At 59.7% G+C, this 22,210-nt stretch carries 22 protein-coding genes; 19 read left to right on the plus strand and 3 right to left on the minus strand.

Annotated elements, in window-relative coordinates; all coding sequences use genetic code 11:
- The first annotated feature begins 55 nt into the window (after positions 1-55).
- The 12 genes from HU738_RS04985 to glmS all read left to right on the plus strand — a co-directional run bounded on the left by HU738_RS04985 (position 56) and on the right by glmS (position 11,446).
- Positions 56-463, plus strand: coding sequence for a F0F1 ATP synthase subunit I (locus tag HU738_RS04985; protein ID WP_008092225.1), 408 nt, complete (start codon positions 56-58; stop codon positions 461-463).
- 16 nt (positions 464-479) lie between these two features.
- Complete coding sequence (gene atpB, locus HU738_RS04990; protein WP_186601532.1) at positions 480-1,349, plus strand: F0F1 ATP synthase subunit A; 870 nt, start codon at positions 480-482, stop codon at positions 1,347-1,349.
- 143 nt (positions 1,350-1,492) lie between these two features.
- Complete coding sequence (gene atpE / locus HU738_RS04995; protein ID WP_003097235.1) at positions 1,493-1,750, plus strand: F0F1 ATP synthase subunit C; 258 nt, start codon at positions 1,493-1,495, stop codon at positions 1,748-1,750.
- A gap of 57 nt (positions 1,751-1,807) precedes the next feature.
- Positions 1,808-2,278 carry a F0F1 ATP synthase subunit B gene (locus tag HU738_RS05000; RefSeq protein WP_027917106.1) on the plus strand — a complete coding sequence of 157 codons (471 nt, stop codon included), beginning with the start codon at positions 1,808-1,810 and terminating at the stop codon, positions 2,276-2,278.
- Positions 2,279-2,290: 12 nt separating this feature from the next.
- Positions 2,291-2,827: a F0F1 ATP synthase subunit delta gene (locus HU738_RS05005; protein WP_003253191.1), complete on the plus strand. Its 537-nt coding sequence runs from the start codon at positions 2,291-2,293 to the stop codon at positions 2,825-2,827.
- A 21-nt stretch (positions 2,828-2,848) separates the two neighbouring features.
- The gene (gene atpA / locus HU738_RS05010) at positions 2,849-4,393 is read left to right on the plus strand and encodes a F0F1 ATP synthase subunit alpha (protein WP_063912289.1); all 1,545 of its coding nucleotides are present in this window, start codon (positions 2,849-2,851) and stop codon (positions 4,391-4,393) included.
- Positions 4,394-4,441: 48 nt separating this feature from the next.
- Positions 4,442-5,302 (plus strand): F0F1 ATP synthase subunit gamma, encoded by an 861-nt coding sequence (gene atpG, locus HU738_RS05015; protein WP_013974905.1) that lies wholly within the window; start codon positions 4,442-4,444, stop codon positions 5,300-5,302.
- Positions 5,303-5,329: 27 nt separating this feature from the next.
- Positions 5,330-6,706 carry a F0F1 ATP synthase subunit beta gene (gene atpD, locus HU738_RS05020; RefSeq protein WP_054884840.1) on the plus strand — a complete coding sequence of 459 codons (1,377 nt, stop codon included), beginning with the start codon at positions 5,330-5,332 and terminating at the stop codon, positions 6,704-6,706.
- A gap of 44 nt (positions 6,707-6,750) precedes the next feature.
- Positions 6,751-7,170, plus strand: a complete 420-nt coding sequence (locus HU738_RS05025; RefSeq protein WP_060507758.1) for a F0F1 ATP synthase subunit epsilon — start codon at positions 6,751-6,753, stop codon at positions 7,168-7,170.
- Between the two features lie 123 nt (positions 7,171-7,293).
- Positions 7,294-8,661, plus strand: a complete 1,368-nt coding sequence (gene glmU, locus HU738_RS05030) for a bifunctional UDP-N-acetylglucosamine diphosphorylase/glucosamine-1-phosphate N-acetyltransferase GlmU (protein ID WP_186601531.1) — start codon at positions 7,294-7,296, stop codon at positions 8,659-8,661.
- Between the two features lie 170 nt (positions 8,662-8,831).
- Positions 8,832-9,608, plus strand: coding sequence for a DeoR/GlpR family DNA-binding transcription regulator (locus tag HU738_RS05035; RefSeq protein WP_054884856.1), 777 nt, complete (start codon positions 8,832-8,834; stop codon positions 9,606-9,608).
- A 2-nt stretch (positions 9,609-9,610) separates the two neighbouring features.
- The gene (gene glmS / locus HU738_RS05040; RefSeq protein ID WP_186601530.1) at positions 9,611-11,446 is read left to right on the plus strand and encodes a glutamine--fructose-6-phosphate transaminase (isomerizing); all 1,836 of its coding nucleotides are present in this window, start codon (positions 9,611-9,613) and stop codon (positions 11,444-11,446) included.
- Between the two features lie 141 nt (positions 11,447-11,587).
- On the opposite strand, the gene HU738_RS05045 is transcribed toward glmS, so the two are convergent.
- Both HU738_RS05045 and HU738_RS05050 read right to left on the minus strand, forming a co-directional pair.
- On the minus strand, positions 11,588-12,757 hold the full coding sequence (locus tag HU738_RS05045; protein ID WP_186601529.1) for an MFS transporter: 1,170 nt from the start codon (positions 12,755-12,757) through the stop codon (positions 11,588-11,590).
- Positions 12,750-13,562, minus strand: a complete 813-nt coding sequence (locus HU738_RS05050) for an alpha/beta fold hydrolase (protein ID WP_176508557.1) — start codon at positions 13,560-13,562, stop codon at positions 12,750-12,752. The genes HU738_RS05045 and HU738_RS05050 overlap by 8 nt, the downstream gene beginning before the upstream one ends.
- Positions 13,563-13,687: 125 nt before the next feature.
- Between HU738_RS05050 and HU738_RS05055 the strand changes: the two genes are divergently transcribed.
- The 7 genes from HU738_RS05055 to HU738_RS05085 all read left to right on the plus strand — a co-directional run bounded on the left by HU738_RS05055 (position 13,688) and on the right by HU738_RS05085 (position 21,469).
- Entirely contained in the window at positions 13,688-14,194 is a 507-nt protein-coding gene (locus HU738_RS05055) for a MarR family winged helix-turn-helix transcriptional regulator (RefSeq protein WP_176508556.1), read from the plus strand.
- Between the two features lie 25 nt (positions 14,195-14,219).
- Positions 14,220-15,158, plus strand: a complete 939-nt coding sequence (locus HU738_RS05060) for a LysR family transcriptional regulator (RefSeq protein WP_186601528.1) — start codon at positions 14,220-14,222, stop codon at positions 15,156-15,158.
- 129 nt (positions 15,159-15,287) lie between these two features.
- Positions 15,288-16,220 carry a TauD/TfdA family dioxygenase gene (locus tag HU738_RS05065; RefSeq protein ID WP_186601527.1) on the plus strand — a complete coding sequence of 311 codons (933 nt, stop codon included), beginning with the start codon at positions 15,288-15,290 and terminating at the stop codon, positions 16,218-16,220.
- Positions 16,217-17,698: an AMP-binding protein gene (locus HU738_RS05070; RefSeq protein WP_186601526.1), complete on the plus strand. Its 1,482-nt coding sequence runs from the start codon at positions 16,217-16,219 to the stop codon at positions 17,696-17,698. The genes HU738_RS05065 and HU738_RS05070 overlap by 4 nt, the downstream gene beginning before the upstream one ends.
- An 11-nt stretch (positions 17,699-17,709) precedes the next feature.
- Positions 17,710-18,321, plus strand: coding sequence for a thermostable hemolysin (locus HU738_RS05075; protein ID WP_186601525.1), 612 nt, complete (start codon positions 17,710-17,712; stop codon positions 18,319-18,321).
- 47 nt (positions 18,322-18,368) lie between these two features.
- Positions 18,369-19,559 (plus strand): multidrug effflux MFS transporter, encoded by a 1,191-nt coding sequence (locus HU738_RS05080; protein ID WP_186601524.1) that lies wholly within the window; start codon positions 18,369-18,371, stop codon positions 19,557-19,559.
- A 329-nt stretch (positions 19,560-19,888) separates the two neighbouring features.
- Positions 19,889-21,469 carry a glycosyltransferase family 39 protein gene (locus HU738_RS05085; RefSeq protein WP_186601523.1) on the plus strand — a complete coding sequence of 527 codons (1,581 nt, stop codon included), beginning with the start codon at positions 19,889-19,891 and terminating at the stop codon, positions 21,467-21,469.
- A 35-nt stretch (positions 21,470-21,504) separates the two neighbouring features.
- Here HU738_RS05085 and HU738_RS05090 read toward each other — a convergent pair whose 3' ends face one another.
- The gene (locus HU738_RS05090; RefSeq protein WP_186601522.1) at positions 21,505-21,927 is read right to left on the minus strand and encodes a DoxX family protein; all 423 of its coding nucleotides are present in this window, start codon (positions 21,925-21,927) and stop codon (positions 21,505-21,507) included.
- Positions 21,928-22,210: the final 283 nt, after the last annotated feature.

A 22,210-nucleotide genomic window follows, 5' to 3' on the forward strand; every position in this document is an offset into this window, starting at 1 on the left:
CAAATTATGCCAAGTCATAACTGACTTGTTGGTCGACTTCCGAGGAGCAGTTGTGATGGAAATCCGCACGCCAAACCGCCTGCCTTTCCATCGCTGGGCGGTTTTTCCGGTACTGCTGGCTCAATTCGTCGTACTGCTGCTGGCAACCTTGGTGTTGTGGCAGTGGAAAGGGGCGGTCAGTGGATATTCAGGCCTTTGCGGAGGTTTGATTGCCTGGCTGCCCAATGTGTATTTCGCCTGGAAGGCTTTTCGCTTCAGCGGAGCTCGGGCGGCACAAGCCATCGTCAAGTCGTTTTACGCTGGCGAGGCAGGCAAGATGATTTTGACGGCAGTGCTCTTTGCACTGACCTTCGCAGGAGTGAAGCCACTGGCGCCGTTAGCAGTCTTCGGCGTCTTCGTGTTGACCCTTTTGGTCAGCTGGTTCGCGCCCCTGCTGATGAATAAAAGACTTTCGAGACCTTAGGGCGTTTGAGGCAACCATGGCAGCAGAAACCGCTTCGGGCTATATCCAGCACCACTTGCAGAACCTGACCTACGGTCAACTACCAGACGGCAGCTGGGGCTTTGCCCATTCGGCTGCAGAAGCCAAGGCAATGGGCTTCTGGGCGTTCCACCTGGACACCCTGGGTTGGTCCGTCGCGCTGGGTCTGATCTTCCTGTTCATCTTCCGCATGGCGGCCAAGAAGGCGACTTCTGGTCAACCAGGCGGCCTGCAGAACTTCGTGGAAGTGCTGGTGGACTTCGTCAACGGCAGCGTTAAGGACTCCTTCCACGGCCGTAGCCCGGTAATCGCCCCGCTGGCGCTGACCATCTTCGTCTGGGTGTTCCTGATGAACGCCATCGACCTGGTACCGGTCGACTGGATTCCTCAGCTGGCCATGCTGATCTCCGGTGATCCGCACATTCCGTTCCGTGCCGTGTCGACCACCGACCCGAACGCGACCCTGGCCATGGCCTTCTGCGTATTCGCCCTGATCATCTTCTACAGCATCAAGGTCAAGGGCCTGGGCGGCTTCATCGGCGAGCTCACCCTGCACCCGTTCGGCAGCAAGAACATCTTCGTTCAGATCCTGCTGATCCCGGTGAATTTCCTGCTGGAGTTCGTCACCCTGATCGCCAAGCCGATCTCGCTGGCACTGCGTCTGTTCGGCAACATGTACGCCGGCGAGCTGGTGTTCATCCTGATCGCCGTGATGTTCGGCGCCGGCATCCTCTGGCTGAGCGGCCTGGGTATCGTGCTGCAGTGGGCGTGGGCCGTGTTCCACATCCTGATCATCACGCTGCAAGCTTTCATCTTCATGATGCTGACCATCGTCTACCTGTCGATGGCGCATGAAGATAACCATTAAGACCGCCTGGCGTGTCTTGTAGCCTTCCCCGCTCGTTTGGGGGGAGGGCTTTAAAAGTCCGCAAGGGCAGCTGTACCAAACGATTTGTTTTACCGCTTCAACTTAAAAACCTAACCAATACGACGTAAAAGTCGGGAGGAAAGATGGAAACTGTAGTTGGTCTGACCGCTATCGCTGTTGCTCTGCTGATCGGCCTGGGTGCTCTGGGTACCGCCATTGGTTTCGGCCTGCTGGGCGGCAAATTCCTGGAAGGCGCCGCTCGTCAACCAGAAATGGTTCCGATGCTGCAGGTGAAAATGTTCATCGTTGCCGGTCTGCTCGACGCCGTAACCATGATCGGTGTTGGTATCGCTCTGTTCTTCACCTTCGCGAATCCGTTCGTTGGTCAGATCGCCGGCTAATCACTCGTAACCACGAGTTGATGGCTGTGATGAATTAAGACCGAGCGAGGTGTTGGCGTGAACATTAATGCAACCCTGATTGGCCAATCCGTTGCCTTCCTGATTTTTGTACTCTTCTGCATGAAGTACGTATGGCCTCCGGTCATCACTGCTCTGCAGGAGCGTCAAAAGAAGATTGCCGACGGCTTGGACGCTGCCAACCGCGCAGCTCGCGACCTGGAGCTGGCCCAAGAAAAAGTGGGTCAGCAACTGCGTGAAGCTAAAGCACAGGCAGCCGAAATCATTGAGCAAAGCAAGAAGCGCGCTGCTCAGCTTGTCGAGGAAGCCCGTGACCAGGCCCGCGTCGAAGCTGACCGTGTGAAGGCTCAGGCTCTGGCCGAGATCGAACAGGAACTGAACAGCGCGAAAGACGCCCTGCGTGCCCAAGTGGGTGCCCTGGCTGTTGGCGGTGCTGAAAAGATCCTTGGCGCCACAATCGATCAAAACGCGCATGCGGAGCTGGTTAACAAACTGGCCGCTGAAATTTAAGCGAGGGCGATCATGGCAGAACTGACCACGTTGGCCCGACCTTACGCTAAGGCTGCCTTTGAGCATGCCCAGGCCCATCAGCAACTGGCCAATTGGTCAGCCATGCTCGGCCTGGCTGCTGCGGTGTCTCAAGACGACACCATGCAGCGCCTGCTCAAGGCCCCGCGACTGACGAGCGCAGAAAAGGCCGCCACGTTCATTGACGTGTGCGGTGACAAGTTCAATGCACAGGCACAGAATTTCATTCATGTTGCCGCGGAAAATGACCGTCTCCTGCTTTTGCCGGAGATTGCCGCCCTGTTCGACCTGTACAAGGCCGAGCAAGAGAAATCCGTGGACGTGGAAGTGACCAGTGCCTTCGCGTTGAACCAAGAACAGCAAGACAAACTCGCCAAGGTTCTCAGTGCACGGCTAGGCCAGGAAGTTCGCCTGCACGCGTCGGAGGATGCCAGCCTGATTGGCGGCGTCGTCATCCGCGCTGGTGACCTGGTAATCGATGGCTCTGTTCGCGGCAAGATCGCGAAACTGGCCGAAGCATTGAAATCTTGAGTTTGAAGGGGCAGCAGAGCAATGCAGCAACTCAATCCTTCCGAAATTAGTGAAATCATCAAGGGCCGCATCGACAACCTCGATGTGAGCTCCCAAGCCCGTAACGAAGGTACCGTTGTTTCGGTATCCGACGGTATCGTGCGGATCCACGGTCTGGCCGACGTCATGTACGGCGAAATGATCGAGTTCCCTGGCAGCGTATTCGGCATGGCCCTGAACCTGGAGCAAGACTCCGTAGGTGCAGTGATCCTGGGTGCCTATGACACCCTCGCCGAAGGCATGAGCGCCAAGTGCACCGGTCGTATCCTGGAAGTTCCGGTCGGCAAAGGCCTGCTGGGCCGCGTCGTCGACGCTCTGGGTAACCCGATCGATGGCAAGGGTCCTCTGACCACCACCGAAACCGACGCGGTCGAAAAGGTCGCTCCGGGCGTTATCTGGCGTAAATCGGTAGACCAGCCTGTACAGACTGGCTACAAATCCGTCGACGCCATGATCCCGGTCGGCCGTGGCCAGCGCGAGCTGATCATCGGTGACCGTCAGATCGGCAAGACCGCCATGGCCATCGACGCCATCATCAACCAGAAAGACTCCGGTATTTTCTGTGTTTATGTTGCAGTCGGCCAGAAGCGTTCGACCGTTGCCAACATCGTTCGCAAGCTGGAAGAAGCCGGCGCCCTGGCCAACACCATCGTGGTCGTTGCCAGTGCTTCGGAATCCGCCGCACTGCAGTTCCTGGCGCCATACGCCGGCTGCACCATGGGCGAGTTCTTCCGTGACCGCGGTGAAGACGCCCTGATCGTTTACGATGACCTGTCCAAGCAGGCCGTTGCCTACCGTCAGATCTCCCTGCTGCTGCGCCGTCCACCAGGACGTGAAGCGTACCCAGGTGACGTGTTCTATCTCCACTCCCGTCTGCTGGAGCGTGCATCGCGCGTTTCGGAAGAGTACGTCGAGAAGTTCACCAACGGCGCAGTCACTGGCAAGACCGGTTCCCTGACCGCCCTGCCGATCATCGAAACCCAGGCTGGCGACGTTTCCGCGTTCGTTCCGACCAACGTGATTTCCATCACCGACGGTCAGATCTTCCTGGAATCGGCCATGTTCAACTCGGGCATCCGCCCTGCAGTGAACGCCGGTGTTTCGGTATCCCGCGTAGGTGGTGCCGCTCAGACCAAGATCATCAAGAAGCTGTCCGGTGGTATTCGTACCGCTCTGGCTCAGTACCGTGAACTGGCTGCATTCGCCCAGTTCGCTTCCGATCTGGACGAAGCGACCCGCAAGCAGCTGGAGCATGGTCAGCGCGTAACCGAGCTGATGAAGCAGAAGCAGTACGCGCCAATGTCCATCGCGGACATGGCCCTGTCGCTGTACGCCGCTGAGCGTGGTTTCCTGACTGACGTGGAAGTCTCCAAGGTCGGTAGCTTCGAGCAAGCGCTGATCGCCTACTTCAACCGTGATCACGCCGAACTGATGGCGAAGATCAACGTGAAGGGTGACTTCAACGACGAAATCGACGCTGGCATGAAAGCCGGTATCGAGAAGTTCAAGGCCACCCAGACCTGGTAAGCCGCAGCGGGGGCTCCGGCCCCCGCTTGCTAACCTGATAGGTGATACATGGCAGGCGCAAAAGAGATTCGCAGTAAGATTGCGAGCATCAAAAGCACGCAAAAAATTACCAGCGCCATGGAGAAAGTGGCGGTCAGCAAGATGCGCAAGGCACAAATGCGCATGGCTGCTAGCCGTCCTTACGCGGAGCGTATCCGCCAGGTGATCGGTCATCTGGCCAACGCCAACCCGGAGTACCGCCACCCGTTCATGATCGAGCGCCCTGTAAAGCGCGCCGGTTATATCGTGGTGAGCAGTGACCGTGGTCTGTGCGGCGGCTTGAACACCAACCTGTTCAAGGCCCTGGTCAAGGACATGAACGAAAACCGCGAACAGGGCGTTGAAATCGACCTGTGCGTGATCGGCAGCAAGGGTGCGACTTTCTTCCGCATCTTTGGCGGCAACGTGGTAGCCGCGATCAGCCACTTGGGCGAAGAGCCATCGATCAATGATCTGATCGGCTCCGTCAAAGTGATGCTGGACGCCTATCTGGACGGCCGTATCGATCGCCTTTCGGTGGTTTCGAACAAGTTCATCAACACCATGACCCAAAAACCGACGGTCGAGCAATTGGTACCGTTGGTGGCAACCCCGGATCAGGATCTCAAGCACCACTGGGATTACCTGTACGAACCTGACGCAAAAGAGCTGCTGGACGGCTTGATGGTGCGTTACGTGGAGTCGCAGGTATACCAGGCGGTGGTCGAGAACAACGCTGCTGAACAGGCAGCCCGGATGATCGCCATGAAGAACGCCACAGACAACGCCGGTGATTTGATCAAAGAGCTGCAGTTGATCTACAACAAGGCGCGTCAGGCTGCGATCACCCAGGAGATCTCGGAAATCGTCGGCGGCGCTGCCGCGGTTTAACGGTTCAAAAATTCAGAGGATCCAGCTATGAGTAGCGGACGTATCGTTCAAATCATCGGCGCCGTCATCGACGTGGAATTCCCACGTGACGTCGTACCGAGTGTTTACAACGCGCTGAAAGTTCAAGGCGCGGAAACCACCCTCGAAGTTCAGCAGCAGCTGGGCGACGGCGTGGTTCGTACCATTGCGATGGGCTCGACCGAAGGCCTGAAGCGCGGTCTGGATGTCGTCGACACCGGCGCTGCCATCTCCGTTCCAGTTGGTAAGGCCACCCTGGGCCGTATCATGGACGTACTTGGCAACCCGATCGACGAAGCCGGCCCGATCGGCGAAGAAGAGCGTCGCGGTATCCACCAGCCAGCGCCTTCGTTCGCTGACCAGGCAGGCGGTAACGACCTGCTGGAAACCGGCATCAAGGTTATCGACCTGGTCTGCCCGTTCGCCAAGGGTGGTAAGGTTGGTCTGTTCGGTGGTGCCGGCGTCGGCAAGACCGTAAACATGATGGAACTGATCCGTAACATCGCCATGGAACACAGCGGTTACTCCGTGTTCGCTGGTGTGGGTGAGCGTACTCGTGAGGGTAACGACTTCTACCACGAGATGAAGGACTCCAACGTTCTCGACAAGGTAGCGCTGGTCTACGGTCAGATGAACGAGCCACCAGGAAACCGTCTGCGCGTAGCGCTGACCGGCCTGACCATGGCTGAGAAGTTCCGTGACGAAGGTAACGACGTTCTGCTGTTCGTCGACAACATCTATCGTTACACCCTGGCCGGTACCGAAGTATCTGCACTGCTGGGCCGTATGCCTTCGGCAGTAGGTTACCAGCCGACCCTGGCCGAAGAGATGGGCGTTCTGCAAGAGCGTATCACTTCGACCAAAGAAGGTTCGATCACCTCCGTTCAGGCCGTATACGTACCTGCGGACGACCTGACCGACCCGTCGCCAGCGACCACCTTCGCCCACCTGGACGCCACCGTCGTTCTGTCCCGTGACATCGCTTCCCTGGGTATCTACCCAGCGGTTGACCCACTGGACTCGACTTCGCGCCAGCTGGACCCGAACGTGATCGGCAACGAACACTACGAGACCGCTCGTGGCGTTCAGTATGTGCTGCAGCGCTACAAAGAGCTGAAGGACATCATCGCCATTCTGGGTATGGACGAACTGTCCGAAAGCGACAAGCAACTGGTAGCCCGTGCTCGTAAGATCCAGCGCTTCCTGTCGCAGCCGTTCTTCGTGGCCGAAGTCTTCACCGGTTCGCCAGGCAAGTACGTTCCCCTGAAAGACACCATCGCTGGCTTCAGCGGCATCCTCAAAGGTGACTACGACCACCTGCCAGAACAAGCGTTCTACATGGTCGGCAGCATCGACGAAGCGATCGAGAAAGCCAAGAAACTGTAATCCCGGCGCCCCGCAAGGGGCGCTAATCAGGTTGAGGCAAGCAGATGGCTATGACAGTCCATTGCGATATCGTCAGCGCGGAAGGAGAAATCTTCTCCGGCCTGGTCGAGATGGTAGTAGCGCACGGCAACCTGGGCGATCTTGGTATCGCTCCAGGCCACGCCCCGCTGATCACCAATCTCAAGCCTGGTCCGATCACGCTGACCAAGCAAGGTGGCGATCGTGAGGTGTTCTACATCTCCGGTGGCTTCCTCGAAGTGCAGCCGAACATGGTGAAGGTTCTTGCCGACACCGTGCAGCGCGCTGCCGACCTGGACGAAGCTCAGGCTCAGGAAGCCCTCAAGGCTGCTGAGAACGCCCTGAACGCGAAAAGCTCGGACTTCGACTACGGTGCTGCTGCCGCACGTCTGGCCGAGGCTGCAGCTCAGCTGCGTACTGTCCAGCAAATGCGCAGAGGCAAGTAATCCGGCGTTGGCCGCATACTTCCGTTGCGATTGAGTTAAAGGGTAGCCTCGGCTACCCTTTTTCTTTTTCTGAATTCTTCCCAGGTCACACATCCCTGACCGCCCAGGATTGGTAGCCAGTCAATGTCCCTTGATATCGTTATTCTCGCCGCCGGCCAAGGTACCCGCATGCGCTCGGCGCTGCCCAAGGTGCTGCACCCGGTAGCCGGCAATTCCATGCTCGGCCACGTTATCCACAGCGCGCGCCAGCTCAAGCCGCAGGGCATACACGTGGTCATCGGCCACGGTGCCGAGCTGGTACGCGAGCGCCTGGCCGCCGACGACCTGAATTTCGTCATGCAGGACAAGCAGCTGGGGACGGGCCATGCCGTTGCGCAGGCATTGCCGGCGATCACCGCCGACACGGTGCTGGTACTGTATGGCGACGTACCACTGATCGAAGTGGAAACCCTGCAGCGTCTGCTGGCCAAGGTCAGCGACCAGCAGTTGGGCCTGCTCACCGTCACCCTGCAAGACCCGACCGGCTATGGCCGCATCGTGCGTGATGCACAGGGCCAGGTCACCGCTATTGTCGAGCACAAGGACGCCAGCGAAGCGCAAAAGGCGATCAAGGAAGGTAACACCGGCATCCTGGCCATGCCGGCCGCGCGCTTGGCCGACTGGATGGGCCGCCTGTCGAACAACAATGCCCAGGGTGAGTACTACCTCACCGACGTCATCGCCATGGCGGTGGCCGATGGGCTGGTGGTCGCCACCGAACAGCCGCACGACCCGATGGAAGTGCAGGGCGCCAATGACCGTCGCCAGCTTTCGGAACTCGAGCGCCATTACCAGCTGCGTGAAGGCCGCCGCCTGATGGCCCAGGGTGTCACTTTGCGCGACCCGGCCCGTTTCGATGTGCGTGGCGAAGTGACTGTGGGTCGCGACGTGCTGATCGACATCAATGTCATCCTGGAAGGCAAGGTGGTCATCGAGGACGACGTGCAGATCGGCCCGAACTGTGTGATCAAGGACAGCACCCTGCGCAAGGGCGCGATCATCAAAGCCAACACGCACCTCGACGGCGCGGTGATGGGCGAGGGCAGCGATGCTGGCCCGTTCGCCCGCCTGCGCCCGGGCAGCGTGCTGGAAGCCAAGGCCCATGTGGGTAACTTCGTCGAACTGAAAAATGCCCACCTGGGTGAAGGCGCCAAGGCCGGTCACCTGACCTACCTGGGCGACGCCGAGATCGGCGCACGTACCAACATCGGCGCCGGTACCATCACCTGCAACTACGATGGTGCGAACAAGTTCAAGACCGTGATGGGTGAGGACGTGTTCATCGGCTCCAACAACTCGTTGGTGGCGCCCGTGGAAATCAAGGCCGGTGCGACTACTGCCGCCGGTTCTACCATCACTCAGGCCGTCGAAGCGGGCGAGCTGGCGGTAGCGCGTGCGCGCCAGCGCAATATCTCGGGCTGGAAGCGGCCGGAGAAGCTCAAGAAGAGCTGAGTTATACACAGCTGTTTCGATCGAAAGCCGACTTATGTGAATAAGTCGGCTTTTTTTTGCCTGATCCACAGGGATATGTGTAGCCAGGAATTTTGTTCCACACCTTGACGAACCGGCTAACTTAGGTTTTGATTGCAACCAATATCTTTCGAATCGAAACTTATCATAACATGTCGAAACGAAATACCCCCCAGCGCCGCCACAACATCCTGGCCCTGCTCAGCGAGCAAGGCGAGGTGAGCGTCGACGCCTTGGCCAAGCGTTTCGAAACCTCGGAAGTCACCATCCGCAAGGACCTTGCCGCGCTTGAGGCCAACGGCCTGTTGCTGCGCCGCTACGGCGGTGCGGTGCCGGTACCGCAGGAGATGCTCAGTGAACCCGCGCAACCGGTCTCTGCTTACAAGAAGGCTATCGCACGTGCAGCGGTCGGGCGTATTCGCGAGCATGCGCGGATCATCATCGACAGCGGCAGCACCACCGCGGCGATGATTCCGGAGCTGGGCCGCCAGCCCGGTCTGGTAGTGATGACCAATTCATTGAATGTGGCCCGCGCCATCAGCGAGATCGAGCACGAGCCGGTGCTGCTGATGACCGGGGGTACCTGGGACCCGCATTCCGAGTCGTTTCAGGGTCAGGTCGCCGAGCAGGTACTACGCTCTTACGATTTCGATCAGCTGTTCATCGGTGCCGATGGCATCGACCTGCAGCGCGGCACCACCACCTTCAATGAGTTGCTTGGCCTGAGCCGAGTAATGGCCGAGGTAGCCCGCGAAGTGATCGTGATGGTCGAGTCGGACAAGGTCGGGCGCAAGATCCCCAATCTCGAGCTGCCGTGGGGCAGCGTGCACACCCTTATTACAGACGAACGCCTGCCCGCAGCGGCACGCGAACAGATTCAAGCCCGCGGCATCAACCTGATTTGCGCCGCGATCAGCCAGGAGCAATAAACATGTGTGGAATCGTTGGTGCCGTAGCCGAGCGCAATATCACTGCCATTCTCATCGAAGGCCTCAAGCGTCTTGAATATCGTGGTTACGACAGTGCTGGCCTGGCTGTCTACACCCAGCAGGGCGAACTGCAGCGCCGCCGCCGGATCGGCAAAGTTGCCGAGCTGCAGGCCGCTGTTGCCGCCGAGCCGCTGAACGGCCAACTGGGCATTGCCCACACCCGCTGGGCCACCCACGGAGCACCGACCGAAGGCAACGCCCACCCGCATTTCTCCGGCAACGAAGTGGCGGTGGTGCACAACGGCATCATCGAAAACCACGAAGAGCTGCGTGAAGAGCTGAAAGGTCTGGGCTACGTGTTTAGCTCGCAGACCGACACCGAAGTCATCGTGCATCTGATCCACCACACCCTGAAGACCCTTCCGGACCTGGCCGATGCGCTTAAATCGGCAGTGAAGCGTCTGCACGGTGCCTATGGCCTTGCGCTGATCAGCGTGGAACAACCTGACCGCCTGGTAGCCGCACGCAGCGGCAGCCCGCTGGTAATTGGCCTGGGCCACGGCGAGAACTTCCTGGCTTCCGACCAACTGGCCCTGCGCCAGGTCACCGACCGTTTCATGTACCTGGAGGAGGGTGATATCGCCGAGATTCGCCGCGACCAGGTGAAGATCTGGGACCAGGCTGGCCACCCGGTACAACGTGAGACCGTGCAATACCACGAAGGCGCCGAAGCCGCCGACAAGGGCGCCTATCGTCACTTCATGCTCAAGGAGATCCACGAGCAGCCGACCGTGGTCCAGCGCACCCTGGAAGGCCGCCTGGGCAAGGACCATGTGATGGTCCAGGCTTTCGGCCCGCAGGCGGCCGAGCTGTTCGCCAAAGTGCGTAACGTGCAGATCGTCGCCTGCGGTACCAGCTACCACGCCGGCATGGTAGCCCGTTACTGGCTGGAGAGCCTCGCTGGCATTCCATGCCAAGTCGAAGTGGCCAGCGAATTCCGTTATCGCAAGGTAGTGGTGCAGCCAGATACGCTATTCGTCTCGATCTCCCAGTCTGGCGAAACCGCCGATACCCTGGCTGCCCTGCGCAACGCCAAGGAGCTGGGCTTCCTTGGTAGCCTGGCCATCTGCAACGTCGGCATCAGCTCGCTGGTGCGTGAGTCCGACCTGACCCTGCTGACCCTGGCCGGCCCGGAAATCGGCGTGGCCTCGACCAAGGCCTTTACCACCCAGCTGGTCTCGCTGATGCTGCTGACCCTGGCGCTGGGCCAAGTGCGCGGCACCCTCGAAGCAGGCGTCGAAGCCGAGTTGGTGGAAGAGCTGCGTCGCCTGCCGGCGCGCTTGGGTGAGGCCCTGGCCATGGACAGCACCGTAGAGAAAACTGCCGAGCTGTTTGCCGACAAGCACCATACCCTGTTCCTCGGCCGAGGTGCCCAGTACCCGGTGGCCATGGAGGGCGCCCTGAAGCTTAAGGAAATCTCCTACATCCACGCCGAAGCCTACCCGGCCGGCGAGCTCAAGCACGGTCCGCTGGCGCTTGTGGATAACGACATGCCGGTGGTCACTGTAGCGCCGAACAATGAACTGCTGGAAAAGCTCAAGTCCAACCTGCAGGAAGTGCGTGCCCGCGGTGGTGAGCTGGTGGTGTTCGCTGACGAGAATGCCGGCATGAGCAACGGCGAAGGCACTCACGTGATCAAGGTGCCGCACATCGTCGACGAACTGGCGCCGATCCTCTACACCATTCCGCTGCAACTGCTTTCGTACTATGTGGCGGTGCTCAAGGGTACGGACGTCGACCAGCCGCGTAACCTGGCCAAGTCGGTGACGGTGGAGTAAGCAAATTCCACCTGGAAAGTGGTTTCCGACAATAAAAGCCGTCATGCGCGATCACGGCCCCCTTTAGGGGGGCGTGGTCGCGTCAGTTCAGAAAGGATGGGGCGGCGCGGTGAAGTTCGTCGGCCGCGCGGTCAAGCTGATCTAGGCTCCGCTCGCTTGCGCCGCTGGCACTACCGGTGGGCGCAGCAGTGTGGCCAGGCCCAGCAGGCACAAGGCGCCGATGACCATGATGCCCCAGGCCCAGTGCAACGAGCTCAGCTGATCGCGCACGATACCGGCGATCAGTGGCACGCTGGCAGCGATCAGGTAGCCACCGCCTTGTACGAAGGCCAGCAGCGCACCCGCTTGGGCCGGTGAGTCAGCGTGGTCGAGAGTGACGATGAGCGACAGCGGAAACAATGCGCCAATGCCAAGGCCCAGGCAAAGGGTGGCGAAGATCGCCAGTTGCAGCGGTGCGCTCATCAGGCAGATCAGACCGGCCAGCAACAGCAGAATGACCACCGTCAGTGGCTGGCGACGGTCCGGATAGCGATGGATCAGTGCCGACACCATCAGCCCGGCAGCTACCTCAGTGAGGGTCAGGGCACCCAGCAAATAACCGGCCTCGGCAGCGCTCCAGCCAAGCTCCACATAAAACGGTGGCAACCACGCCAGCACCAGGGTGTAGGCACCGGTGCCGATGCCAAAGAACGCCAGCAGCAACCAGGCCCGCGCGCTGTCGTACGGCAACCTCGCATCGGTGGTACGCGCCGGGGCGCTACCAGCGGCCAGCACCCAGGCGATCAAGCCGGTCAGCGCAGGCAAGGCCGCCCAGCCGAGCGTCAGCTGCCAGCCGAAGGTTGCTGCGCCGGGCGCCGCGAAAGCAGCCGCCAGGGCCGCACCGGCCATGATTCCGGTGGTGAACAACCCCATGAGCATGCCGGCGCTCTGCGGATGGCTGCGCTTGAGAAACGCAGGCATCAGCGCCTGGATCACCGCGATGCCCACGCCGCCGAGCATGGCCGTGGCGATCAACGCTGCGCCAGCAGTGATATAGGCGCGCGCCGCGCAACTGATGGCGATCAAGGTGATGCCCAACGCTACCCCTTTGATCTCGCCAATCAGGCGTAACAACCAGGGGCCGCAAAGGGCGAACAAACCCATCATCATCACCGGCAAGGTAGTCAGCAGCCCGGCCTGCGCGTTGCTCAGGCCAAGGTCCTGCTGCAAGGTGCCGAGCAGCGGGCCGATGGCCGCCATGATCGGGCGCAGATTCAGGCCAATCAATACGGCCAACAGGCCGACACAGGCTTTACTCGGTACGTTACTCATGCTCAGGTTGCTCCCGCAGAAAACTGCCCATCGCCTGGTTGAACGCTGGGGCGAGCGGAATGTTGAAGACGTGACCGTCGCCTGCCAACGTCAGCAGCTGGGCATCGCCGATGCGCTCGCTCAGAAGCTCGGCTTCCGAACGCGGGCTGAGCTGGTCGCCAGTGGCTGCCAGCACCAGGGTCGCGGCCTGGATCGCCGGCAGTTGTTCCCTGAGGTCGTACTGCTGCATGCCCTGGCACCAGTTCACCTGGTTGGCGGTGGTCAGCTGCGCGGCCTGGGCATGCCAAGCCTGGTACAGCCGTTGACCACGACGGGTAGCGGCGAACTCGGCTCCGACCAATGCCGGCCAGGTCGACTTGAAGCGCTTCAAGCACCCATCGGTTTGCCGCAGGCCGTCGGCCCAGTCGCTGAGCGTGGCTTGGCGGTGGCGATCGTTCATGTGGGCGAAGGTGCCGGCGACGATCAGCTTCTGCACGGCATGCGGCGCATGACAGGCCATCTCCAGTGCCACCATGCCGCCGAGTGACAGGCCGATGACATGCGTGGATTCCAACCCCAGGTGATCGAGCAGTGCAAGCATCTGCAGTGCCTGGGCGTGGGCTGTGATACCTTCCGGCGCTCGGCTGGAGGCGCCGTGGCCCAGCAGGTCAGGTACGATGACACGGTGACCCAGGCCCAGCAGCGCGCTGACCTGGGGCATCCAGGCGCGCCCACTGTTGCCCAGGCCGTGCAGCAACAGCACCGGGCTGCCGGCCCCGGCATCGTAGTAATAGTGGCGGTGCGGCCCCTGTGTGAAAAATGCCATGTGTCTCTCCTGATCCTTCAGTCGCATCTTCGTCAAGATAACTTAACGTTAAGATACTTTAAAGGTGCAGGGGTTCAGGTTTGTGTGCGGGTTAACAGTGATGAAGGGCTCGGTCGAGGAAAACGATGGACGATCATGTGGATTTCGTGGTGGCGCAGTGGGCGCAGGCGATGCCCGAAGTGGACGTTTCTTCCATGGCGATATTCGGGCGCATGATGCGCATCCATAAGCATCTCGAACGCCTGCGCGCCGAGGCGTTGGCCCAGTATGGCTTCAAGGAGGGCGAGTTCGACGTGCTGGCCACGTTGCGCCGCGCAGGGGCGCCGTATCGGCTCACCCCCACCGAGCTCTACCGTTCGCTGCTGGTCACCTCCGGAGCCATGACCAATCGGCTGGCACGGCTGGAAAGCGCCGGCATGGTCGAGCGGATCGCCGACAGCCAGGACAAGCGCAGCTCGCAAGTCGCGCTGACCGCAGGGGGTAAGGAATTGATCGACCAGGCCGTCCTTACCCATACCGAAATACAAGAGTTGGTATTAGCCCCTTTAAGTGAACAACAGCGCGCAGACTTCGCCCAATTGTTGAAGCACGTGCTCGTGCATTTACCCGGCGAGGGCGCGCCAACGCCATGAACTGGAATATTCAGGAGGAATTTCCATGCTCCACAGCAACTACCTCAAACAGTTGGATCTGCAGGACATCGTGGTGTTTCTCAACTTGCTGGAGTTGCGCAGTGCCAAACGCACCGCCGAGCTGATGAGCGTGAGTCAGCCGACGGTCAGTTATTGTTTGAAGCGGCTGCGCGGCTGCTTCGACGACACGTTGTTCTCTTCATCCCAAGGGGTGCTGCAACCCACCAGCAAGGCTGAGAAGATCGCGCCTTATTTGCGCGTGGTGGTCGAGTCGGTCAACCGCTGCGCTGAAGACGAAAGCCAGGCCTCTGCGCAAGCCGTGCGCAAGATCTGGCGGCTCTGCGCGCCGGAGTATTTCGAGTTGTCGTTCCTGCCGCAAACCCTGGCGATGCTGTCGCGCACTCATGCCAATACTTCGCTGCACCTCGATCGCCTGAGCCGCGACCTGCCGGTGGATCAGTTGATGTCAGGGGAAATCGACATCGCCATCGGCTTTGGCCCGGGCTACCACCAGATGCACCCGGAGTTGCAATGGCAAGCGGTGGTCAACGACGACTTTGTCTGCCTGACCAGTCAAAACGGCTTGGCCAACGACGCGGCCATGAGTCTGGATGAATTCTGCGCCTCGCCCCATGTATTCCCAACACCTTGGATTTCGGAAAAGAACATGGTCGACAGTTGGCTGGATAAAGTCGGCCGTTCGCGCAATGTGCTGGTGCGCGCCAATGGTTACCAGGCCTGCGTCAACATCGTCGCTGCAGTACCGGCCACGCTCGCACTGCCGGCGCGCCTGTTGCCGCACCTGCGCATTCCGTCATCAGTGAAAGTCTGCCAGCCGCCGCTGGGTTTCCCAACGTTCACCTTGGACATGATCTGGGCGCGCGACCGTAGCGACAGCAAAGATATTGCCAGCCTGCGCAGGTTGATCGAACAGGTGGCCGAGGTGTTGTTGACGGCACGATGAAACAGGCTTTTAAATTTTCACCACGCTTTTAGATTTCTTAAAACCAGCCAGCCGCTCATTTCTCTTATCGTGTGGTCATCGGGTAGCGCAAGACCTACCTGAGTCCCACACTTCACGGAGGAATGAGTCATGCTGGCGCACGCCCAACCTGTGGTATTTCCCTATTTCCGACAACCGACGCCGTGCTACGGCTTCGAGTGTGTCATTGCGGTCGATCGCGACATGCGTGTAAGCGATTCGATCAGCGGCGCTTCATTGTATGAAGACCTCGCCCACAGCGGTGCGGTGATCTACCGCGACTTCGCCGACAGCCTGTCCGATTTCAACGAGTTCGTCAGCGCGCATTCGTCGCGGGTTACCTTCGACCCAGCGCGCAAGGCGGCCACGGCCAATACCGCCGAGATCGAAGCCGGTATTCACGAAATGGGCCTGCACCGCGAAAACGGCAACTTGCCGTTCAACCCCGACTTGCAATGGTTCTATTGCCTGGAAGCGGCCGATGTCGGTTCGCAAACCACACTGTGCGATGGCCAGCGGGTCCTGTTCGATCTGTCAGCGAAAACCCGCAAGTTGTTCGAACAACGCGAGATTCGCTACAGCCGGCGCATCCCTTGGCAGAACGTCAAACGCTTCCTGAGCATTGAACTGCAACTGCCGCTCGAGGCCATTACCGACGAACACCTGCAACAGGTCAATGATCAAGTGGCGGGGCAAACCTATCGGCGCATCGACCAGAACCTGATTGCCTCGGAGTTGATCATATCGGCGGTGGAAACCAGCTGCTTCAGCGGCCGCAAGGCGTTCTGCAATTCGATGCTCGGCCCCAGCGTCAACTACGAACCGCCGCGTATCACCTGGAGCGACGGCGAAGATATCGCCTTGGAAATCTGGGATGAAATCAAGGAAGTGACCGAGCGCAATACCTACAGCCACTTCTGGAAGAAAGGCGATGTCATCGTCATCGACAACACCCGCGTCATGCACGGCCGTCGCCGTCTGGATGACCCTTCGCGGCGCATTTTCGGTGCGCAAAGCTACCGCCTGGGAGGCAACGGCCAATGATCAGCCAAAAGATGCAGGACTATCTGGCAAGCACGCCTGACCGCGTCGTCATCCGTGAAATGGATGGCCGTGAATACACCTTGCACGAACTACGCCGCGACGTACTGCGCCTGGCCAGCGCCCTGGAGGGGCGCGTGGGGCGCTGCGAACGCAAGGTGTTCGGGATTGCCATGCGTTCGTGCTACGAGTGGGTCTATACCTTGCTGGCCATTCAAAAGGTAGGTGCGGTGCTGCTGCCGGTGCCGATCGAGTTCTCCGACGACCAGATCGCCAGTTTGCTGGGCAAGGCGGCGGCAGTGCTGGTGCGCGACGAGAAAACCGCCAAGCGGCTGCACAACATCCTGCCGGACAAGCCCTGCTTCATTCCCGGCCAGTTGATGAACCAGGCCATCGGAGAAGAATGGCGCAATGAGGACGAGCTGATTCCGGATGGCATCGTCTCGATCATCCATACCTCTGGCACCACCTCCAAACCCAAGGGCGTGATGATTCGAGACGAGGCGGTCAGCCTGTTGGTGGACAACGTCATGAAGCGCTTGCCCCAGCACCCGCTGCATTATTTCTCGATCGTGCCAATGAGCTTGCTGATCGAGCAGGTGCTAGGCGTGTTCATTCCGATCCTGTCCGGCGGCACCCTCACGCTGATGCCCGAAGGCGTGCCCGAGTACGGCGCGGCAAGCGGTAACGCCAGGCATTATCTGGAGCTGATCGCACCCAACGAGCCGAATTTCCTCTACCTGCCGCCCAAGCTGCTGGAGGAAGCCAACACGCTGTTGCAGGACTGTTCGGTGCAGCAGTTGTTCGGTGCCCAGCGCCCACACATCATCACCGGCGGCGCGAAGATCCCGGTCAGCGTGCTGGAGGCGCTGGAGGCCCATGGCGTGCAGGTATTCGAGGCCTATGGCCTGAGCGAAAACTCATCGATCATCTCGCTGAACTCGCCAGCCGAGCGGCGTATCGGTTCGGCCGGCAAGCTGCTCGACGGCATCGAGCCCAAGCTGGTCGACGGCGAGTTGCTGGTGCGTACGCCTACCTTGTGCGCCGGCTACTACAACGCCGATGACACTGCTTGCGACCTGTCAGATGGCTACCTGCACACCGGGGATATCGCCGAACTGCGCGACGGATTCCTGTACATCACTGGGCGCAAGAAGCACGTGATCATCCTCTCGACGGCGCGCAACATTTCGCCCGAGTGGGTCGAGAACGTCTACAAAGAAAGCCCGTTGGTAGACGACATGATCGTTATGGGCGAAGGCAAGGACGAGCCCTGCGCCATCGTGCTCAGCGGCGCCAGCAGCGACCAGGTACGCCGCGAAATGGCGCGCCTGGAACACCGCCTGGCCGATTTCGCCCGGGTCCGGCAGATTCGCGTAATCGAGGACATCGCGCAGTTCCGCGAGCAGTTCTACACCGTGACCGGGCGACCGCGACGGGCCGAGATCGAAGCGCGTTTCATCGACCAGATGTACGCCTGAGGAAGAACCCCATGTACATCGTGCGCAATTTCTACAAAGGCCGGCCCGGCTACCGTTGTCTGCAGGAGGCGGTGCGTGCCCACTACCTCAAGCACTACGATGCCACCCCCGAGCCGCAGCCGGACCTGTTCGTTTGCCTGACCGGTTCCAATGGCGGCGCGCCAGGTTACGCCTGCGCCGGCATCAGCTACGGCGATTCGGGCAAGCTGTTCAGCGAGTATTACCTGGACCAGAGCCTGGACCAGCGTTATGGACTGGACCGGGCGCGGATTGCCGAAGTGGGCGCCTTCGCTTCGTTTCGAAGCGGCAGCGGCGCCGGCAAATACCTGCTCAACAACGTGATCCAGACCCTGGCCCTGCGCAACTTCGGCCTGGTGGTGCTGACCGCGACCGAACAGGTGCGCCAGCTGCTGGCCCCGTTCGTCGATACCCTCGACGATCTGGGCGGCGCCGATCAAGCCCGGGTCAAGGATCCGCAGGTCAATTGGGGTTCCTACTACCAACAAGGCCCGCGCGTGGTGGCCGCGCGGCTGTCGCCCCCGAGCATCTGGATGAGCGCACCGGCATCTGCCGCGGGCCTGGGCCATTCCCTGCCCCATTTCAATTGCCAGGCCTCGGCCTGACCACGACGCGCGCCGGGCATCCGCTGCCCGGCGCGCCGGAGGTAAGCATGAACGCGACCAAACGTTACGAGAATTTCATTGTATTCCTGGCGCCGCTGATCAACAGCGTGGGCGGTATTGCCATTGACCTGTACGCGCCGAGTATCCCCTCCATTGGCCGTGAGCTGTCAGCCAGCCCGGCACTGATGCAGAACACCATCACCATCACCCTGCTGTTCTACGCACTGGGGCAGTTGTTCTTCGGCATCATGGCCGATGCCCGTGGGCGGCGGCCGGCGGTGCAATTGGGGCTGCTGGTGTTCCTCGCGGGCAGCGTGCTGGCAACCGTGGCCACGTCCATCGAGATGCTGCTGCTCGCCCGCGCCCTGCAAGGCTTCGCCATCGGCGCCTGCCAGGTAGTTGCCCGTGCGCTGCTGGTGGACATCGTCAAAGGGCCGCGTTTCTACGTGGCGATCATCTACCTGAGCCTGGCCTTTGGCCTGGGGCCGGTGATCGCGCCCTACATTGGCGGGGTGATCGAAGTGCACCTGGGCTGGCGCTACAACTTCGTCCTGTACGCCGTATACGCGGTGATCGTGTTGGCCTTCGTGCTGGCAGGGCTCAAGGAGTCGTTGCCCGCAGTGAACAGACGTAGTGCCTTGCAGACCTGCGCCGGCTACCGGCCCATCCTGGCTGACAGCCGCTTTCGTGCCTCGGTGGTCGTGCTCGGCTCGAGTTTCTCGGCGTTTCTGTTATGGAACGTGTTCGGCCCGCACATCGTCCAGGAACGCTTGGGGCACAGCGCGCAATACTTCGGCACCACCGCCCTGGCCGTGGGCAGTTGCTACCTGGTCGGCACCCTGGTCAACCGTGTGTTGATTCGGCAGGTCAAGCCACGGCGGCTGATGTGGGCAGGCATGGCGGTGTTTGTGCTCGGCGTGGTGACCATCGCCGCGCAGCCAGAGGACCTTCACCTGGTCTCGATCCTGGGCGGCATCATGCTGGTCGCGTTCGGTCAGGGCTTCATCTTCTCCAACGCCATGGCCAACTCGATGTCGCTGTTCCCCGATCGCGCCGGGGTTGCTGCCAGCCTGCAAGGCTGCCTGATGCTGGTGTTCGGGTCACTGGCCTCGGCGCTGGTCAGCGCTTTGCCGCTGACCTCGAACCTGGCAATTGCCTGCGTGTTTCTGGTGCTTTGGTTGATCTCGTTGTCGGGCATGCTGAGCGTGCGCGTGCAGCGTCAGGCCTCGGTGGCCTGACGCGTGCCGACCCCGGTGGTGCAGCGCATCTGCTGCCGGGGTCTGCCAGGCAGCGCCGAGCAGCCCCTTGATGAAGGGCGAAAGTACCTTGATCCGGGTGGTTGATCGGCAGGTACAGGAGATTGATCGACGCATCCACGGCAGCAGGCGGAGAGGGCTGCCGAAGGTCCTCGATAAGCAGCAGGTGGGTAACCGTGTACTACATTTTGAGAGTGGTACTCAGGTTTTGACGATTTCCATGAGGAATGCCTGGCGCTGATCGATTGACCCAGTGATTGCAATACGTCGCATAAAAGCGCTCACAAAGGCTGCGCTGGGCTGGAGGAAACATGAGGTTTCACGAACGCAACGTCAGCGCGCAAGCCCCAGTGCCCGGCAATGCGATCAAGTTCGAAAAACTCGCGCTATGGGCCAAGAGACTCTGGCCGGTGCCAATCCTGTTTCTCGCCATGCTGGCTCGAGTCTATGGCTCAACGGCCTCCGCAATATGGTGCGATGAGGGCTCCAGTTTGTTAATGAGCCAGTACTCACCCTCGCTCATCTGGACCCACAGCGCCCATGACGTACACCCACCCCTTTACTTTCTCCTTCTGCATGCCTGGATAGGCGCATTCGGGGACAGTGTCTTCTCGGTCCGGTTCATCAGCGTGCTGACAGGTGTCGGTACTGTAGCCCTGGGCATGTGGCTGGTTTGCCTGATTGCCACACGTCGTGCAGCAGTAATGGCCGGTGTTTTGTTGGCCCTGCTGCCCATTGCCGTGCGTTATAGTCAGGAAGCGCGCATGTACGCCCTGATGGGTTTCTTGCTGCTGGGAGCCACCATTGCGCTTGTATATTGGATAAAAAAACCTGAGCGACACCGCTACCTTTTCGTCTATGTACTATTGATGGCGGCAAGTTTCTATACGCATTATTTCACGGGCCTTTGCGTACTGTCCCACTGGGCGTATCTATTGCTTGTACGAGGTGAAAAACGCCGCCTGGTCGCTCGGCCAGCATGGTGGATAGCCAACGGCATGATCGTCCTGCTGTATACCCCGTGGATTCCCAGCTTGATAGACCTGCTGCAGCACCTTGACCAACTCAAGGCGGGTGGTGACATTGGCTGGATACTGCCCGTTACCCTGTATTCCCTGCCATCGACAATCTGGCAGTTCATGGTCCTTTCCGATGGCCAGAATCTGACATGGCCAGTCTACCTTGCTCTGCCACTGGCGTTGGCACTGGTAACGGGCGCTGTCTGTCTGCATGATCGAAGCCGCCATAAATTCCATGTGCTCATGGCGATATATACGTTTCTCCCGTTGATCGTCGTGTTTTCAATCTCATGGATAACGCCACTTCTGGTCGAGCGCTATCTGATGTTTTCGGCCCTGGGCTTACCGGTCGTGCTGGCCGTCGCCATTGATCGAATGAAGCGTCATTATCGCTACACCGCACTCATCACACTGGCGACCTTATTGGCCGTAGAGGTGGTTGGCCTGAGTAGTTATTACCAAAAGGATGATGATCAGTTCAACAAGCTGGTCAACTTCGTCAATGAAAATTATCGTGCGAATGACCGGATCGTCGTCAGCGATCTTTTCTGGTATTTCAGCTATGTCTACTACAACAAGACCGGTTCTGTTCCACTGCTCTATACGCCCCCCCTGGCCAACGGCGCGTCGGGTCGGCCAGGTAATTATGGATTTGGCACGCTGGTGAACAATGATGCCGATAAAATCTACCTCGACAGCCTTGATAAATTACCCGTCAGCCAAAGCAGAGTCTGGTTGATAAGTAACAGCGAACCACCTGATGATTTCGCTTCCATACCGAACAATTGGAACAAGGTAAGTAGGCTGAAAGTCGGCGATACCCAAGTGCGCCTTTACACTATTAACGCGCCCTACAATGCTAAAGCGAACTAAATTGCGGCCTGGCCGCCTGAACCTTCAATTTGCCTTCAGGCCGTTTTCATCACCGTCTTGCCTGCCCGCCGCGCCAGCAGCGCATCCACGCTCAGCGCACCGCCGCCAAACGCTGCAACCTGCAAGAGGCCGCCTGCGATCGAGAGGTTTTTGAAGAAGTTGATGAATTGCCCTTGGTCCGCCAGGTTGTTATGGAAAGCGAAGGCTGCCATTACGGTGAACAGCGCCATGACCACCGCGACGATGCGGGTTTGAAAGCCGATGATCAGCAATGCTGCGAGACCGAGTTCAACACCCAGTGCTGCCAGGTAGCTCAGTACCGGGAAGGGCAGGCCGCTTGATTCGATATACGCAATGGTGCCTTCCGGCGAGGTCAGCTTGCTGAAGCCGCTCAGCAGGAATAGCACGGCCAGCAACACGCGACCTACGACTGCAGTTGTACCTTTGAAATTGATCATTTTGTAGCTCCTGATGCTTGAGTTCGAATGGCTCACCGCGCTGTGCTCGGTGGCGTTGTCTGCGGTATGGGGCCATTCTGGAGCGAAGAGTCGATCAAGACAATTGGGTCTTAAAGTGAATGATTGTTCCGCAAGACAGGACAATTAAAACGCTCAAGAAAAGAGCTGCGCCGTATCACTGTCTGCTTCAGAAAGCGCAGTGCTGGCCTGATTGATCGCCCCTGTGCATCAATTAATGAAAAATGAACGATTATCTCCAGCGCCGCTTTCGACGATCATTCTC

This window comes from Pseudomonas vlassakiae, from assembly GCF_014269035.2.
In the GTDB taxonomy this organism is placed as follows: domain Bacteria; phylum Pseudomonadota; class Gammaproteobacteria; order Pseudomonadales; family Pseudomonadaceae; genus Aquipseudomonas; species Aquipseudomonas vlassakiae.

Coding starts and splice junctions, on each gene's coding strand:
- HU738_RS04985 (WP_008092225.1), top strand. CDS start 56: ATGGAAATCCGCACGCCAAACCGCCTGCCTTTCCATCGCTGGGCGGTT.
- atpB (WP_186601532.1), top strand. CDS start 480: ATGGCAGCAGAAACCGCTTCGGGCTATATCCAGCACCACTTGCAGAAC.
- atpE (WP_003097235.1), top strand. CDS start 1,493: ATGGAAACTGTAGTTGGTCTGACCGCTATCGCTGTTGCTCTGCTGATC.
- HU738_RS05005 (WP_003253191.1), top strand. CDS start 2,291: ATGGCAGAACTGACCACGTTGGCCCGACCTTACGCTAAGGCTGCCTTT.
- atpA (WP_063912289.1), top strand. CDS start 2,849: ATGCAGCAACTCAATCCTTCCGAAATTAGTGAAATCATCAAGGGCCGC.
- atpG (WP_013974905.1), top strand. CDS start 4,442: ATGGCAGGCGCAAAAGAGATTCGCAGTAAGATTGCGAGCATCAAAAGC.
- atpD (WP_054884840.1), top strand. CDS start 5,330: ATGAGTAGCGGACGTATCGTTCAAATCATCGGCGCCGTCATCGACGTG.
- HU738_RS05025 (WP_060507758.1), top strand. CDS start 6,751: ATGGCTATGACAGTCCATTGCGATATCGTCAGCGCGGAAGGAGAAATC.
- glmU (WP_186601531.1), top strand. CDS start 7,294: ATGTCCCTTGATATCGTTATTCTCGCCGCCGGCCAAGGTACCCGCATG.
- HU738_RS05035 (WP_054884856.1), top strand. CDS start 8,832: ATGTCGAAACGAAATACCCCCCAGCGCCGCCACAACATCCTGGCCCTG.
- glmS (WP_186601530.1), top strand. CDS start 9,611: ATGTGTGGAATCGTTGGTGCCGTAGCCGAGCGCAATATCACTGCCATT.
- HU738_RS05045 (WP_186601529.1), bottom strand. CDS start 12,757: ATGAGTAACGTACCGAGTAAAGCCTGTGTCGGCCTGTTGGCCGTATTG.
- HU738_RS05050 (WP_176508557.1), bottom strand. CDS start 13,562: ATGGCATTTTTCACACAGGGGCCGCACCGCCACTATTACTACGATGCC.
- HU738_RS05055 (WP_176508556.1), top strand. CDS start 13,688: ATGGACGATCATGTGGATTTCGTGGTGGCGCAGTGGGCGCAGGCGATG.
- HU738_RS05060 (WP_186601528.1), top strand. CDS start 14,220: ATGCTCCACAGCAACTACCTCAAACAGTTGGATCTGCAGGACATCGTG.
- HU738_RS05065 (WP_186601527.1), top strand. CDS start 15,288: ATGCTGGCGCACGCCCAACCTGTGGTATTTCCCTATTTCCGACAACCG.
- HU738_RS05070 (WP_186601526.1), top strand. CDS start 16,217: ATGATCAGCCAAAAGATGCAGGACTATCTGGCAAGCACGCCTGACCGC.
- HU738_RS05075 (WP_186601525.1), top strand. CDS start 17,710: ATGTACATCGTGCGCAATTTCTACAAAGGCCGGCCCGGCTACCGTTGT.
- HU738_RS05080 (WP_186601524.1), top strand. CDS start 18,369: ATGAACGCGACCAAACGTTACGAGAATTTCATTGTATTCCTGGCGCCG.
- HU738_RS05085 (WP_186601523.1), top strand. CDS start 19,889: ATGAGGTTTCACGAACGCAACGTCAGCGCGCAAGCCCCAGTGCCCGGC.
- HU738_RS05090 (WP_186601522.1), bottom strand. CDS start 21,927: ATGATCAATTTCAAAGGTACAACTGCAGTCGTAGGTCGCGTGTTGCTG.